The 13759-nt window shown below is 64.2% G+C and carries 10 protein-coding genes and 1 riboswitch; of the genes, 2 read left to right on the plus strand and 8 right to left on the minus strand.

Translation table 11 applies throughout. The features are described 5' to 3' along the window. Nucleotides 1-8: 8 nt before the first annotated feature. The 5 genes from IE224_RS16050 to IE224_RS16070 all read right to left on the minus strand — a co-directional run bounded on the left by IE224_RS16050 (nt 9) and on the right by IE224_RS16070 (nt 5277). Complete coding sequence (locus IE224_RS16050; protein WP_202380224.1) at nt 9-860, minus strand: dipeptide ABC transporter ATP-binding protein; 852 nt, start codon at nt 858-860, stop codon at nt 9-11. Further along, nucleotides 857-1696, minus strand: a complete 840-nt coding sequence (locus IE224_RS16055) for an ABC transporter ATP-binding protein (protein ID WP_167623577.1) — start codon at nt 1694-1696, stop codon at nt 857-859. The genes IE224_RS16050 and IE224_RS16055 overlap by 4 nt, the downstream gene beginning before the upstream one ends. 3 nt (nt 1697-1699) lie before the next feature. Beyond that, the gene (locus tag IE224_RS16060) at nt 1700-2599 is read right to left on the minus strand and encodes an ABC transporter permease subunit (protein ID WP_191311823.1); all 900 of its coding nucleotides are present in this window, start codon (nt 2597-2599) and stop codon (nt 1700-1702) included. After that, complete coding sequence (locus IE224_RS16065) at nt 2596-3603, minus strand: ABC transporter permease subunit (RefSeq protein ID WP_167623575.1); 1008 nt, start codon at nt 3601-3603, stop codon at nt 2596-2598. Before IE224_RS16065 ends, IE224_RS16060 begins: the two co-directional genes overlap by 4 nt. 72 nt (nt 3604-3675) lie before the next feature. Further along, complete coding sequence (locus IE224_RS16070) at nt 3676-5277, minus strand: ABC transporter substrate-binding protein (RefSeq protein ID WP_191311825.1); 1602 nt, start codon at nt 5275-5277, stop codon at nt 3676-3678. 530 nt (nt 5278-5807) lie between these two features. On the opposite strand from IE224_RS16070, the gene IE224_RS16075 reads away from it, so the two are divergent. Both IE224_RS16075 and IE224_RS16080 read left to right on the plus strand, forming a co-directional pair. After that, complete coding sequence (locus tag IE224_RS16075) at nt 5808-9152, plus strand: M10 family metallopeptidase C-terminal domain-containing protein (protein ID WP_191311827.1); 3345 nt, start codon at nt 5808-5810, stop codon at nt 9150-9152. Nucleotides 9153-9207: 55 nt separating this feature from the next. Next, complete coding sequence (locus tag IE224_RS16080; protein WP_191311829.1) at nt 9208-9600, plus strand: hypothetical protein; 393 nt, start codon at nt 9208-9210, stop codon at nt 9598-9600. 49 nt (nt 9601-9649) lie between these two features. Here the strand turns inward: IE224_RS16080 and IE224_RS16085 are convergent, their stop codons facing one another. From IE224_RS16085 to IE224_RS16095, 3 genes are all read right to left on the minus strand, one after another. Continuing rightward, nucleotides 9650-10678 (minus strand): methionine synthase, encoded by a 1029-nt coding sequence (locus tag IE224_RS16085; protein ID WP_167623571.1) that lies wholly within the window; start codon nt 10676-10678, stop codon nt 9650-9652. Nucleotides 10679-10706: 28 nt separating this feature from the next. After that, nucleotides 10707-11684 carry a DUF1852 domain-containing protein gene (locus tag IE224_RS16090; RefSeq protein ID WP_191311831.1) on the minus strand — a complete coding sequence of 326 codons (978 nt, stop codon included), beginning with the start codon at nt 11682-11684 and terminating at the stop codon, nt 10707-10709. A gap of 124 nt (nt 11685-11808) precedes the next feature. Next, a riboswitch (cobalamin riboswitch) is annotated at nt 11809-12008 on the minus strand. 194 nt (nt 12009-12202) lie between these two features. Next, nucleotides 12203-13492: a PQQ-dependent sugar dehydrogenase gene (locus tag IE224_RS16095; protein ID WP_191311833.1), complete on the minus strand. Its 1290-nt coding sequence runs from the start codon at nt 13490-13492 to the stop codon at nt 12203-12205. Between the last annotated feature and the right edge of the window lie 267 nt (nt 13493-13759).

Here is a 13759-nt window from a genome sequence, read left to right on the forward strand (position 1 = left end):
AGGACGCCTCAGGCCACGGCCTGCCGCGCGGCCTTGCGGCGGGCAACGCGAGCCCGGATCGCATCCACATCGGTGACGGGGGTCGCCGCGAACAATTGCCGGGTATAGGGATGGGTGGGGTTGGCAAAGATCGCCTCGCGCGGGCCTTGTTCGACCGCCTCGCCTTCGGAAATCACCATCACCTCGTCCGCGATATAGCGGACCACCGAAAGGTCGTGGCTGACGAAGACATAGGTCAGGCCCATCTCGTCCTGCAGGTCGGCCAGAAGGTTCAGGACCTGCGCCTGCACCGACAGATCCAGGGCCGAGACGGGTTCGTCCAGCACCAGCAGCGACGGGTTCAGCATCAGGGCCCGCGCGATCGCGATCCGCTGCCGCTGCCCGCCCGAGAACATGTGCGGATAGCGGTTGTAATGCTCGGGCATCAGCCCGACCTTCTGCAGCATCGCCCGCGCCCGGTCGCGGCGTTCGGCGGCGGGGACATCGGTGTTGATGACCAGGGGCTCGGTCAGCACGTCGCCGATCTTCTGGCGGGGGTTCAGGCTGCCATAGGGGTTCTGGAACACCATCTGCACCTTGGACCGCAGGGCAGGGCCGGGGCGGCTGGCGGCGATGTCGACGCGCTGCCCGTCGATCAGCAGCTCGCCCTCGGACGGGGCGTCGATCAGCGCGATGATCCGCGCCAGCGTGGACTTGCCGGACCCGGATTCGCCGACGATGGCCAGCGTCTTGCCCTTCTGCACGCTGAAGTCGATGCCCTTGACCGCGCGCACGGTCTTGGCGCGGCGCAACATGCTGCCCGGGACGTGGTAATCGCGGACAATGGCGCGTCCTTCGACGACGGGGGTCACAGGGGTCATCGCGCGGCCTCCTCGGTGAAAAAGTCGGACACGGTGGGCAGGCGGTCGCCGGTCGCATGTTCCGGCAGGGCCGACAGCAACGCGCGGGTATAGGGGCTTTGCGGGTTCTCGAACAGATCCAGCACCTCGGCCTCTTCCATCTTGCGGCCCTTGTACTGGACCACCACGCGGTCGGCTGTCTCGGCCACCACGCCCATGTCATGGGTGATCAGGATCAGGCCCATGCCGTAATCTTCCTGCAACGACATCAGCAGATCCAGGATCTGCTTCTGGATGGTCACGTCAAGCGCGGTCGTGGGTTCGTCCGCGATCAGCAGCCGCGGGTTCGAGGCGATGGCGATGGCGATCATCACCCGCTGGCACTGCCCGCCCGACATCTGGTGCGGATAGGACTTCAGCTTCTCCTCGGGGCTTGGAATGCCCACGGCGCGGAACAGTTCCAGCGCGCGGTCGCGGGCGGCCTTGCCCGACAGGCCCAGGTTGAAGCGCAGCACTTCCTCGATCTGGAAGCCCACCGTGAAGGACGGGTTCAGGGATGCCACGGGTTCCTGGAAGATCATCGTGATCTCGCGCCCGATCAGCTTGCGTTTCTGGGCGGGCGTCATGGCCAGGATGTCCTGGCCGTCATAGGTCATCTCGTCCGCGGTGACGGTGGCGGTGTCGGGCAGAAGGCCCATCACCGCCAGCATGGACACCGACTTGCCGGACCCGGATTCGCCGACGATGGCCAGAACCTCGCCCCGGTCCACGGACAGGTCCACCCCGTCCACGGCGGTGAAGCTGCCGGTGGCGGTGGCGAAGCGGACGGTCAGGTTGCGGATGGTCAGCAGGGACATCGGTCAGCTCCGCTTCAGTTTGGGGTCAAGCGCGTCGCGAAGCCCGTCGCCCATCATGTTGATCGCCAGGACCGAGACCAGGATGGCAAGGCCCGGCAAGGTGACGACCCACCAGGCGCGCAGGATGAATTCGCGCGCCTCGGCCAGCATGGTGCCCCATTCCGGCGCGGGCGGCTGCGCGCCCATGCCCAGAAAGCCAAGCGCCGCCGAATCCAGCACGGCCGAGGAGAATGACAGCGTGGCCTGCACGATCAGCGGCCCCAGGCAGTTGGGCAGGATGGTCTTGAACATCAGGCGCAGGTTGCCCGCGCCCGCCACGCGCGCGGCGGTGACATATTCGCGCCGCATCTCGCCCATCACGGCGGCGCGGGTCAGGCGGGCGAAATGGGGCTGATAGACGATGGCGATGGCGATCATCGCGTTTGTCAGCCCCGGCCCCAGCACGGCCACCAGCACCAAGGCCAGCAGCAGCGACGGGAAGGCCAGGATCACGTCCATCACCCGCATGATGACGGAATCGACCCAGCCTCCGAAAAAGCCCGCGATCAGGCCGATGATGACGCCGCCGACCAGGGCGATGGCCACCACGACAATGCCGATGAACAGCGAATACTGCGCGCCGAAGATCAGCCGCGACAGCATGTCCCGGCCCACGGCATCGGTGCCCAGCAGGAACTCGGCCCGGCCCCCTTCCTGCCAGACGGGCGGCAACAGGAAGGCGTCGCGATACTGCGTGGTCGGGTCATGGGGCGCCAGCACCGGCGCAAGGATCGCGGTCAGCACCAGCAGGACAAAGATGACCAGCCCGGCTACGGCGCCGCGGTTCTGGCGGAAATAGAACCAGAACTCGGCCAGCATCTGGCGGCGGATCGCGCTGCTGGACAGTTGGACGGTATCGCTCATGACGCGCGGATCCTCGGGTTGATAAGGCCATAGGTCAGGTCGACCAGCAGGTTCACCAGCATCACAAGGCCCGCGATCAGCAGCAGGCCCGACTGCACCACCGGATAATCCCGGCGAGAGATGGAATCGATCATCCATTTGCCGATGCCGGGCCAGCTGAAGATCGTCTCGGTCAGGATGGCGCCGGCGATCAGCACGCCGATCTGGAGCCCGATGGTGGTGACGACCGGGATCATCGCGTTGCGCAGCGCATGGACGCCGATCACCCGGCGCGACGGCATCCCCTTGGCGCGGGCGGTGCGGACATAATCCTCGCCCATCACCTCCAGCATGGCGGACCGGGTCTGGCGCGCGATCACCGCCAGCGGGATCGTGGCCAGCACGATCGACGGCAGGATCAGATGGCTGACTGCCGAGGCAAAGGCCCCGTCCTGCCCCGACATCAGGCTGTCGATCAGCATGAAGCCGGTTCCTTCGGGGAAGTAATACATCAGGCTGATCCGCCCCGACACCGGCGTCCATCCCAGGAAGCCGGAAAAGAAGATGATCAGCAGAAGGCCCCACCAGAAGATCGGCATGGAAAAGCCCACAAGGGCCGAGGTCATGGACACCTGGTCGAACCAGCTTCCGCGCTTGATCGCGGCCAGCACGCCCACCGGCACGCCGATCAGCGTGGCGATCAGGATCGCGCACAGGCCCAGTTCCAGCGTCGCCGGGAACAGGGCCAGGAATTCGTCAAGGACGGGCCTTTTGGTGACAAGCGAATTGCCAAGGTCGCCCTGCAGCAGGCGCCCGAGGAAATCGAAATACTGCATCACGATCGGCTTGTCGAAGCCCAGCTGCGCGCTGAGTTCGGCATGGCGTTCGGGCGACACGCCGCGTTCGCCCGCCATCAGCAGCACCGGGTCGCCCGGCAGGATGCGGACAAAGCTGAAGGCGACAATCGTGATCCCCAGGAAGGTCGGGACCAGATACAGCAGTTTGGAAAGAAGGAAGCGGACCATGTGCCTTGTCCCTTGGGGAACGCGCGGGCAGTCTGGCCCGCGCGTTCGTTTGTCAGACGATGTGAGGCAGGCTTATTCGGCCAGATCCACGGTTTCGAAGGTAAAGTCACCCAAGGGGCTCATGACGAAGCCCGTCACCTCGGACCGCATCGGCACATACTGGGTCGAATGCGCGATGGTCAGCCAGGGCGCCTGGTCCTTGAAGATCACCTGGGCCTGTTCATAGAGCTTCGTGCGTTCCGCCTGGTCCGAGGTCACCTTGGCCTGCTGCAGCAGGTCCGAGAATTCCTCGTTGCACCAGAAGGCGCGGTTCGCGCCGCCTTCCTTGGCGGAATCGCAGGACAGCAGCACCGACAGGAAGTTGTCGGGATCGCCATTGTCGCCGGTCCAGCCCAGGATCACCGCGCCGTCGCGCCCGGCCTCCATCGACTTCTGCAGGTATTCGCCCCATTCATAGGACACGATCTGCGCATTGACGCCGACCTTGGACAGGTCTTCCTGCATCAGTTCCGCCGTGCGGCGGGCATTGGGCATGTAGGGCCGCTGCACGGGCATGGCCCAGATGTTCATCGACAGGTCCGTGACGCCTTCGGCCTCCAGCATGGCCTTGGCGGCCTCGGGATCGTAGGGGTCGTCCTGGACCGCGTCGTTATAGGACCACATGGTCGGCGGGATCGGGTTCTTGGCAGGTTCCGCCGCGCCCTGGAACACCGCGTCGATGATGGCTTCCTTGTTGATGGCCATGTTCAGCGCCTTGCGGACCTTCGGATTGTCGAAGGGCGCAACCGTGGTGTTATAGGCCAGATAGCCCACGTTCAGGCCCGGCTGTTCGTCCAGCTTCAGGCTGTCGTCGGCCCGGATCGATTCCAGGTCGGCGGGCGAGGGATAGGGCATCAGGTGGCATTCGCCGGCCTTCAGCTTTTGCAGCCGGACCGAGGGATCGGGCGTGATCGCGAAGATCAGGTCGTCGATCTTGGGCGCCTCGCCCCAATAGTCGGCGTTCTTCTGATAGCGGATCACCGCGTCCTTCTGATAGGCCACGAAGCGGAACGGGCCCGTGCCGATCGGCAGGTTGTTCAGGTCGGCCTGCGCACCCGCCGCTTCCAGCGTGTCGGCATATTCCTTGGACACGATGGATGCGAAGGGCATCGCGATATTGGCCAGGAACGGCGCTTCCGGCCGGTTCAGCGTGATCTTGACGGTATAGTCGTCGACCTTCTCGATGGACTTCACCAGGTTCGGCATGTCCATCGAGGTATAGTATTCATAGGTGATGCCCGGGATATACTGGTGCCACGGGTGGTTCGGATCGCCCTGCCGCTGGAACGAGAAGATCACGTCATCGGCGTTGAAGTCGCGGGTGGGCGTGAAGCGGTCGTTCGAATGGAATTTGACGCCTTGGCGCAGCTTGAAGGTGTATTCCGTCCCGTCCTCGGACACTTCCCAGCTTTCGGCCAGGCCCGGCTCGACCTCGGTCGTGCCCTTCTTGAACTCGGTCAGGCGGTTGTAGATCGGATGACCCGACGCGTCGAAGGTGGTGCCCGCCGTATAAGGCGAGGGATCGAAGCCCTCGGGCGAGGCTTCCGAGCAATAGACGAAGGTCTTTGCTTCGGCAAAGGCGGTGGTCAGCGCCAACGCCGAGACGGCCAGAAGGCCGTGGGACAGAAGTTTCATGCGAATAGTTCCTTTCGCTCTCTGTTGAACTTGTGACCGCGTTTGTGTCCCGGGGGGATTCGCGGTGCGCATTATTTAGGCATACACCCGCTTGTGCAGGCTGCTCCACTAGCATCGGACCATGACCAAAGGGTCATGACCGAACTGAAGGCAGGAATCAAGGTCAGTGTGACTTACCCATGACAATCCCGGTCTTTCTCGCCTCGGTTGAGGAATGCCTGCGTATTTGTTCCTGGAATCGCACTTTGTTCCCGTTAATCTTTGCATGAGAAGAAGACCGCCGACAACGGCCCGTCCGCAGGCAGGATTCCGCCCTTCCCATATCACCATCACCGTAAGGCACTGATATAAAACATATTCGGTCGGTCCATTCCCGCGTCTTGAATCGTGGACAGGTTGTGGTCCGGGGACCATCATCAACCGTGATGACCGCCGCTTCCTGCAGGATGTGCAAGTCGCGGCGAAATCCAAAGGCTTTCGGGCCACGCAGAATTAACCACCAATAGTTGATGAACAGGGAGAGCCAGATCATGCCGACTTCGATCCAGAACGGTGAAGAATGGTGGGTCAACGACCAGACGCCGGACAATCCCTTCGGAAAAAGCGAGGATTACGAAGCCTTCCTGGATTATCTGGGCGCGCTGAACCGCAGCCTGACACCCGCCATCGCGGCCGAGCCGCTGCGCATCAACCTGCATGAACTGAATAACCATCCCGACTACAAGGCGGCAGCCATCGGCGCCCTGTCGACCTGGTCCTCGGTCACGCCCCTGCGGTTCGAGATCGTCGACGACGCGCCCTTTGATCGCAACACCGACTGGATGCAGGTGGTCAGCCCCGAACTGGGCGAGCCCAGCGACGGCAGCGCCTTTTCCAGCAACCGCTATGTCAGCATCGGCCAGCGGTTCCATGACACGGAACCGGACCTGACCGATATCGGCGGCTATGTGTTCGATTCCTTTGTCCATGAATTCGGGCACGAGTTCGGCCTGAACCACCCTGGCCTCTACAACTACAGCGGCCCCGGGGGCGTGCAGATCAACTATCTGAACAACGCCACCTGGATCTATGACCGCCAGCAATACAGCGTCATGTCCTATTTCGACGGGATCGACGTGGGCGAGGAAAGCCGCTGGTCGGCCTCGACGCCGCTGATGGCCGATATCGAGGCCATCATCCGGCGGTTCTTCTCGACCGTCGATGCGAACGGGCAGCGAACCTACCAGACCATCGACCTGAACACCGGCGACGATGTCTATGGCTTCAACGCCACCGTCTATGGATACGAGCTGACCTCGACCGGGATGCAGCGCGACATCGGCTTTGTCATCCACGACACCGGCGGCAATGACACGATCGACTTTTCGGGGTCCACGGCGGGGACGATCCTGGACCTGCGCGCGGGGCAGTTCTCCAGCGTGAACGGGCACAGCAACAACGTCTCGATCTTCGCCGGCCACAATGCGGACCAGACCGAATACTATGTCGAGAACGGCATCGGCAGCCGCCATGCCGACATCCTGATCGGCAATGACGGCGCCAACGTCCTTGACGGTCGCGGCGGCGGCGACCGGATGGCCGGGAACGGCGGGAACGACATCTATTTCGTCGATTCCGCCGATGACCTGGTGCGCGAGGAAGCCGATGGGGGCGACGACACGATCATCGTCCTGGCGGAAGGCCTTGACCTGGGCGAGGTCGCCAATGTCGAGAACATCATCTATTCCGGTGGCACGACCGAAGGCCCGGGCTATGACGCCGAGGGCGATCCCGCGGGCAGCGGCGGCACGCCCCTTGCCAGCGTCCTTCTGGGCGATGGGGCCGACAACTCGCTGGACGGTGGTGCCGGCGGCAACACGATCTTCGGCCTGGGCGGCGACGACCTGATCGTCGGCGGGCGGGATTCGCTGGCCAGCCGCGACATCAACAACACGATCGCCGTCGCCGATCTTGAGGACCAGACCGAAAGCGACGACGGCGACGACGCGCTTTACGGCGGGAACGGCGACGACACCATCTTCGGCGGCGCGGGCGACGACACGCTGGACGGCGGCAACGGCGACGACCTGATGATGGGCCAGGACGGGGTCGACGTCTTCCGGGGTGGCGCCGGCAGCGATACGGTCGATTTCAGCCGTGAAAGCCCCTTCCAGTTGCTGGTCAACCTGGAAACCAATGTCGCCAGCGGCGGCACGGCCTCGGGCGACACCTTCTACAGCATCGAGAACCTGATCGGATCGGATGACCGGATCGACCGCTTTGTCGGCACGGGCGCGGCGAACCATTTCCGCGGCCAGGGCGGCGGCGACTATTTCAACGGTCGCGACGGGAACGACCTGCTGGACGGCGGCAATGACGGCGACATCATCTATGGCGAAGGCGGCGACGACACGGTGATCGGCGGCGCGGGCCAGGATTACCTGAACGGCGGGGAAGGGATCGACACGGTCGTCTATGCGGGCAGTTCGGCGGCCGTCAGGATCGACCTGGCCGACGGATCGGCCCGCGGCGGCGATGCCGACGGCCCCGTCCAGATCGTCGGGCGCGGCACGGTCATCCGCCACGACATCCTGGCCGAGTTCGAGAACGCGGTCGGATCGCGTTTCGACGACCACATCAACGGCAATGACGCGGCCAACGAACTGTCCGGCGGGGCAGGCGACGACACCCTGTCGGGCGGCGAAGGCCGCGACACGCTGATGGGCGGGGCGGGACGCGACACGGCGGATTACGCCTATGCCACGACCGGCGTCCGCGTCGGGCTGGGCCTTGGCGGGTCCGAAGGCGACAGCTTCGTGTCGATCGAGAATGTCTCGGGCTCGGGCCTGGGCGACCGCCTGCAAGGCAATGCCGGCGCCAATGTGCTGACCGGCCAAGGGGGCGACGACGATCTTCGGGGCGGACGCGGCGATGACACCCTGCTGGGCGACTTCGCCGATCAAGGCGAGGCCGTGCCGCGCCCCGGCCTGGGCAGCGGCTATGCCACGCTGGGGGCGGATGCGACGAACAATTCCATCGAGACCGCCTTCGATATTTCGAACAACTTCTCGCTGGCAGCCGACCCGGACATCTTCGATTCGACCACGGTCCTGCATACAACCGTCAATGCCACCGGCACCGGCGAGGGCGGCTATTACCGCATCGACCTGGCGGCGGGAACGCTGATCACCATCGACATCGACGGTATTGCCGATCCCAATGTCCATGACAGCTGGGTCAGGCTGCTGGACGCCGAGGGCAACATCGTCGCCCAGAATGACGATGGCGGCGGCGATCCCGGCTCGAACAGCAACCGCGATTCCTCGACCGTCTTCACCGTCGAGGAGACCGGCAGCTACTACATCGTCGAGGGAAGCTGGTCACCCGACGCCCCGGGCGACGGCTGGTCGGATTCCGTTCCCGAAGGCTCGACCTACAAGCTGAACGTCTCGGTCGAGTTCCCGCCCGAGCCGGTCCAGCCTGGCGAGGCGGGCCAGGACACGCTGCGCGGCGGGGCCGGCAGCGATCTTCTGGACGGCGGGCTGGCCGCGGACGTGCTGATCGGCGGCGCGGGCGAGGACAGCTTCCGCTTCTCGACCGAGCTTGGCGACGGCAATATCGACCGGATCCGGGATTTCGACCTGGCCGACGACCTGATCCTGCTGGCCAGGGACGTGTTCGAAGGGATCGGCGAGTTGGGCGAACTGGCCTTCGGGGCGTTCCGCAGCAGTCCGGACGGTGCCGCGCGGGATGCCGACGACCGCATCCTTTACGACCGCAACGATGGCTTCCTGTCCTTTGACGCCGACGGTGCGGGCCAAAACGAGGCGATCCGCTTCGCAAGGCTGGATTCGGGCCTGAACCTGTCGGCCGAAGACTTCTATATCGTCGGATGACGCCTGGACCGGGGCGCAGAACCGCGCCCCGGTCCGCAAGCACAAGGAAGACAGGATGAAGCGGCTTGCAGATCGACGGGGGATATTGCTGGGCGCCGCAACTGCGGCGGTGGCATTCGGCGCCCTGGCCAACAGCCCGCGTTCCAGCGAGATCGCCATCACGATCGGCTTCGAGGGCGGCGAGGCCATCCCGAAGGGCCGGTTGGCCGTCTATCTTGAAGGGCCGGCCGACCCGCAACGCATGGCTGCCCGGGCCAGCGCCGAAAGCGATGGCGGTTCAAGCAAGATAAGACTTGCCCTTCCGCTGCCCCCCGGCACCAGAATGTCTTCGCGCCAGCAGGTCGTGGCAGAGCTGCAGCGCGCGGACGGCTGGCTGCTTGCCCGAGGCAGCGCCCAGGTCGAAGACGACCTGCCGGTCGAAATCACCCTCTACACCGTCATGTACTAGGCGACGGCTGGTGGGCCGGGCCGCGCAGGCGACCCGGACCTGTTCCTCATCAGGCCGAAAGTTCGCGCCGCACGATCTCGGCACCGGCGCTGAGGGCGGACAACTTGCCTTGCGCCACGCGGCGGGGCAGGGGTGCCATGCCGCAATTGGTGCAAGGGTAAAGCTTGTCCGCATCCACGAAGCGAAGGGCCTGGCGCAGGATGTCGGCCACTTCCTCGGGCGTCTCGATGACCTCCGTCGCCACGTCGATGGCCCCGACCATCACCTTCTTGCCCCGCAGAAGTTCGATCAGGTCCATCGGAACGCGGGAATGCTGGCATTCCAGCGAAACCATCCCGATCGAGGATTTCTGCAGCTTGGGGAACACTTCCTCATATTGCCGCCATTCCGCGCCCAAGGTCTTCTTCCAGTCCGTATTGGCCTTGATGCCGTATCCATAGCAGATGTGGACGGCGGTTTCGCATCGCAGCCCTTCGGCCGCCCTTTCCAGGGCCGCGATGCCCCAGTCGTTCACCTCGTCGAAGAAGACGTTGAAGGCCGGTTCGTCGAACTGGACGATGTCGACACCCGCGGCCTCCAGTTCCCTGGCCTCGTCGTTGAGGATCCTGGCAAATTCCCAGGCCAGCTTTTCGCGGCTCTTGTAATGGGCGTCGTAGAGCGTATCGATCATGGTCATCGGACCCGGCAGGGCCCATTTGATCGGCTGGTCCGTCAGCCCGCGCAGGAACCTTGCGTCCTCGACGAAAACGGGCTTCTGGCGGGACACGGCGCCCACGACGGTGGGAACGCTGGCATCGTAGCGGTCGCGGATCCTGACGGTTTCGCGCTTCTGGAAATCGACGCCGTCCAGATGCTCGATAAAGGTGGTGACGAAATGCTGGCGCGTCTGTTCGCCGTCGCTGACGATGTCGATGCCCGCCTGCTGCTGATCGGTCAGCACCACGCGAAGGGCATCCTGCTTGCCCTCGACCAACTCCTCGCCCTGCAGCTTCCAGGGCGACCAAAGGGTTTCGGGCTGGGCAAGCCAGGACGGTTTCGGCAAACTTCCGGCAGTGGCGGTGGGCAGCAATTTGTTCATGTCTGGATGGCCTTGCATGTTGGGGTGATCAGGCGGCGTGTCGGGCGGACCATTGCGCAAGCATGGCATGGTTCGGCTTGATGAAGTTCTCCTCGGCGTATTGTCCCTGTTCGATCGCCAGCCGGCTGCGTTCTTCCCGATCATAGACGATCCGGGTCACGGAATGATCCCGATGCGTCAGGTCGGGACGGTAGCATTGTCCGGCAGGGGAATTGGCATTGTAGATCTCGGGCCGGTAGATCTTCTGGAAGCTTTCCATCGTGCTGATCGTGCCGATCAATTCCAGGACCGAATAGTCGGCAGGCAGATCGCCGGTGAAATAGAATGCCAGCGGCGCGACGCTGCCGGGCGGCATGAAGCAGCGCGCCCGCAACCCCATCTTCGCGAAATAGCGGTCGGTCGCGGAAAGCTGGTCCTGCCGGTATTCAATGCCCAGGACGGGATGGCGGTTTTCCGTCCGGTGATAGGTCCTGCTGCTTGAAACGCTAAGGCAGATGACCGGCGGCTTTGAAAAAGCCGTCCTGTAGGCGGGGGAATCGAGGAAACACCTGAACAGCTTCCCATGCAGATCCCCAAAATCATCCGGTATGCTGAAGTCGGGCCGCCCCTTGTTGTGCCGCGGCAGCAGGATGCTGAAATCATAGTCGCGCACATAGGACGAGAAGTTGTTTCCCGGGATCCCGTCGATCCGCCGGTCGTTCTTCCGGTCCAGGATGGTGGGCTTCAGGATCTCGATCAACGGGAAGGCATCGGAGCCGTGACCCAGGCTTGCCTGGGCCGAGATGATCTCCAGCTCGACTGCGTAGCGATCGCCGTGGGGGTTGTCCCAAGGGGCCAGGGCGTTGAAGCGGTTGTTGATCATGTCAAAGGCGTTGCGCAGGTTTTCGCGCCGCCCCTCGCCCCTGGCAAGGTTGGCAAAGTTCGTGGTGGCGCGCGTGCCGTCTGATGGGCGGTAATCCTCGTCGAACGGAATGCTGTTGATGGTATAGGTGATGTCTTCTCTCATCCTGACATGCCTTCTGAGCGGCCCGGGGACAGGGGCCGTGAAACCAACTGGCCCCATGACGGATGCCATGCGGCGGCGATGTCACCTTGCGGATGTGCCGCTTCCGACGCGCCCACCGCGGCCGGAACAGGTGATGACCAAGGCAGGTTTCCTGGCTTGCGGGTCGTCGCCCTGTCCGGCCTTCCCGGCGCGACATCTGCGCCAGTGGTCATTCGGACAGGCTCTCCGCCTACAGTTGCGGGGGCAGCTCCGGATTGGCGTTGGCCTTGCCGGATTCCCTTTTACCCGGGGATCTCCCCCGGCACCTTGATCTGGGCGCAGGATTGGCCAGGGCGGCGCCCAAGTCAACGCAGGGGGAACGGAGAAATTTTCATGTTGATTATGAACATGATGCGTCAAAGATCCGCCGCATGACCGCTGGGGCGGCGACGCGACGGCTTCGCATCCCGCCCAAGGTCATGGCGCAGGGTTTGGGCATGATCGGGGAAGGGCGGACCTGGTTTCCCCGCACGCCGTTCCTATGCGCCTGTGACGCGCCAGATCACATCACCCACGTCATCCGCCATCAGCAGCGACTTTCGGTCCGGTCCGATCGCGACACCCACGGGACGCCCATAGGCGACCTTTTCATCGCCGGACAGGAAGCCTGTCAGGATGTCACGCGGAGGACCGCTGGGCGCGCCGTTGGCGAAGGGGACGAAGATCAGCTTGTAGCCGCTCAGCTTCGCGCGGTTCCAAGAGCCGTGCTGGCCGATGACCATGCCCTCGCCGAAGCCCGGCAGGGTTCCGGCCGGCATCCAGCACAAGCCAAGCGAGGCCGTGTGCCCGCCCAATGCATAATCGGGTGTGATCGCGCGGGCGACCAGGGCCTTGTCCTGCGGAACCCTGTCGTCCACGGTCGATCCCCAATAGGAATAGGGCCAGCCGTAGAAGCCCCCCTCCTGTACCGAGGTCAGGTAATCCGGGGGCGTCTCGTCCCCCAGGCCGTCCCGTTCGTTCACGACCGTCCAAAGCGTCCCCGTGGTGGGTTCCCAGGCCATGCCCACGGCATTGCGCAGGCCCGACGCAAAGATGCGGGCCTTTCCCGTGGCAACATCCAGTTCCCAGATCGCCGCGCGGCCTTCTTCCGCCTCCATGCCCTGGTCGCCGATATTGGACAGCGAACCGACGCCCGCATAGATCCTGGTGCCGTCCGGCGACACGATCAGGCTGCGCGTCCAGTGCCCGTGCGGCTTGAAGCTGACCAGCTTCTGCCCCGGACCGGCCAGGGACGTCGCACCCGCAGCGTAGTCGAAGGCAACGATCCCGTCGGTATTCCCAAGGTAGAACCTGTTCCCGATCAGCGCCATGCCGAAAGGCTGGTTCTGGTTCTCGACAAAGGCTTCGCGGATTTCGGCTACCCCGTCTCCATCCGCGTCGCGCAGCAAGGACACGCGATTGGCGCTGACCCCGATGGCCTTGGCCCGACGCATGGTCGCCTGCGCGGCATGGTCCATCAGGGTCTTGGGCGGCCCCGGCTGCTCCTTGGATTCCGCGACCAGAACATCGCCGTTCGGCAGGACCTCGATCCAGCGGGGGTGGTCCAGGCCGGATGCAAAGGCATTGACCCTGAGGCCGGCTGCACAGGTCGGAACATGCCCGTCCTTCCAGCCCCGGGCGACCGGCATCTTCAGGGTCATGATGCCCTGCGCCTTCGCATCGGGGATCTGCGGTCTTGGCCCCAGGGCCTGATGTGCGGGCGTTCCCATCCGACGCAGGCGCGCCACCGTGCCACCCACAAGCGCGGTCGCCTTTGCGATAAGTTCCATATGCAGTCTCCAAGCTTTTGGAGGCCATGTTAGCGGCAGCAGAGGGCTCGCAACAGCAGGTTTTAGGTTGGCGGACGGTGGCCACCGATGGGTGCGCCTTGGCCGGATCCTGCCTCCCTTTTCTCGACACTCTCGCCTTTGCGGCTTCTTGATGAGGCTCCCGCGGATGCTGACGGGCTTTTCTGAGGCGATCACCGTTGCCTGACGAATCTGGTTGCGGAGTGCGAGGCCTGCGACGCGATCGGCGGGCTGATCGAGGAGGGGGTG

Origin of the sequence: Paracoccus aerius (assembly GCF_014656455.1) — a bacterium.
Classification (GTDB): Bacteria; Pseudomonadota; Alphaproteobacteria; order Rhodobacterales; family Rhodobacteraceae; genus Paracoccus; species Paracoccus aerius.

Excerpts from the sequence above, each read along its gene's own strand:
- IE224_RS16090 (WP_191311831.1), bottom strand. The coding sequence starts at position 11,684 with ATGAGAGAAGACATCACCTATACCATCAACAGCATTCCGTTCGACGAG.
- IE224_RS16050 (WP_202380224.1), bottom strand. The coding sequence starts at position 860 with ATGACCCCTGTGACCCCCGTCGTCGAAGGACGCGCCATTGTCCGCGAT.
- IE224_RS16070 (WP_191311825.1), bottom strand. The coding sequence starts at position 5,277 with ATGAAACTTCTGTCCCACGGCCTTCTGGCCGTCTCGGCGTTGGCGCTG.
- IE224_RS16085 (WP_167623571.1), bottom strand. The coding sequence starts at position 10,678 with ATGAACAAATTGCTGCCCACCGCCACTGCCGGAAGTTTGCCGAAACCG.
- IE224_RS16095 (WP_191311833.1), bottom strand. The coding sequence starts at position 13,492 with ATGGAACTTATCGCAAAGGCGACCGCGCTTGTGGGTGGCACGGTGGCG.
- IE224_RS16060 (WP_191311823.1), bottom strand. The coding sequence starts at position 2,599 with ATGAGCGATACCGTCCAACTGTCCAGCAGCGCGATCCGCCGCCAGATG.
- IE224_RS16075 (WP_191311827.1), top strand. The coding sequence starts at position 5,808 with ATGCCGACTTCGATCCAGAACGGTGAAGAATGGTGGGTCAACGACCAG.
- IE224_RS16080 (WP_191311829.1), top strand. The coding sequence starts at position 9,208 with ATGAAGCGGCTTGCAGATCGACGGGGGATATTGCTGGGCGCCGCAACT.
- IE224_RS16065 (WP_167623575.1), bottom strand. The coding sequence starts at position 3,603 with ATGGTCCGCTTCCTTCTTTCCAAACTGCTGTATCTGGTCCCGACCTTC.
- IE224_RS16055 (WP_167623577.1), bottom strand. The coding sequence starts at position 1,696 with ATGTCCCTGCTGACCATCCGCAACCTGACCGTCCGCTTCGCCACCGCC.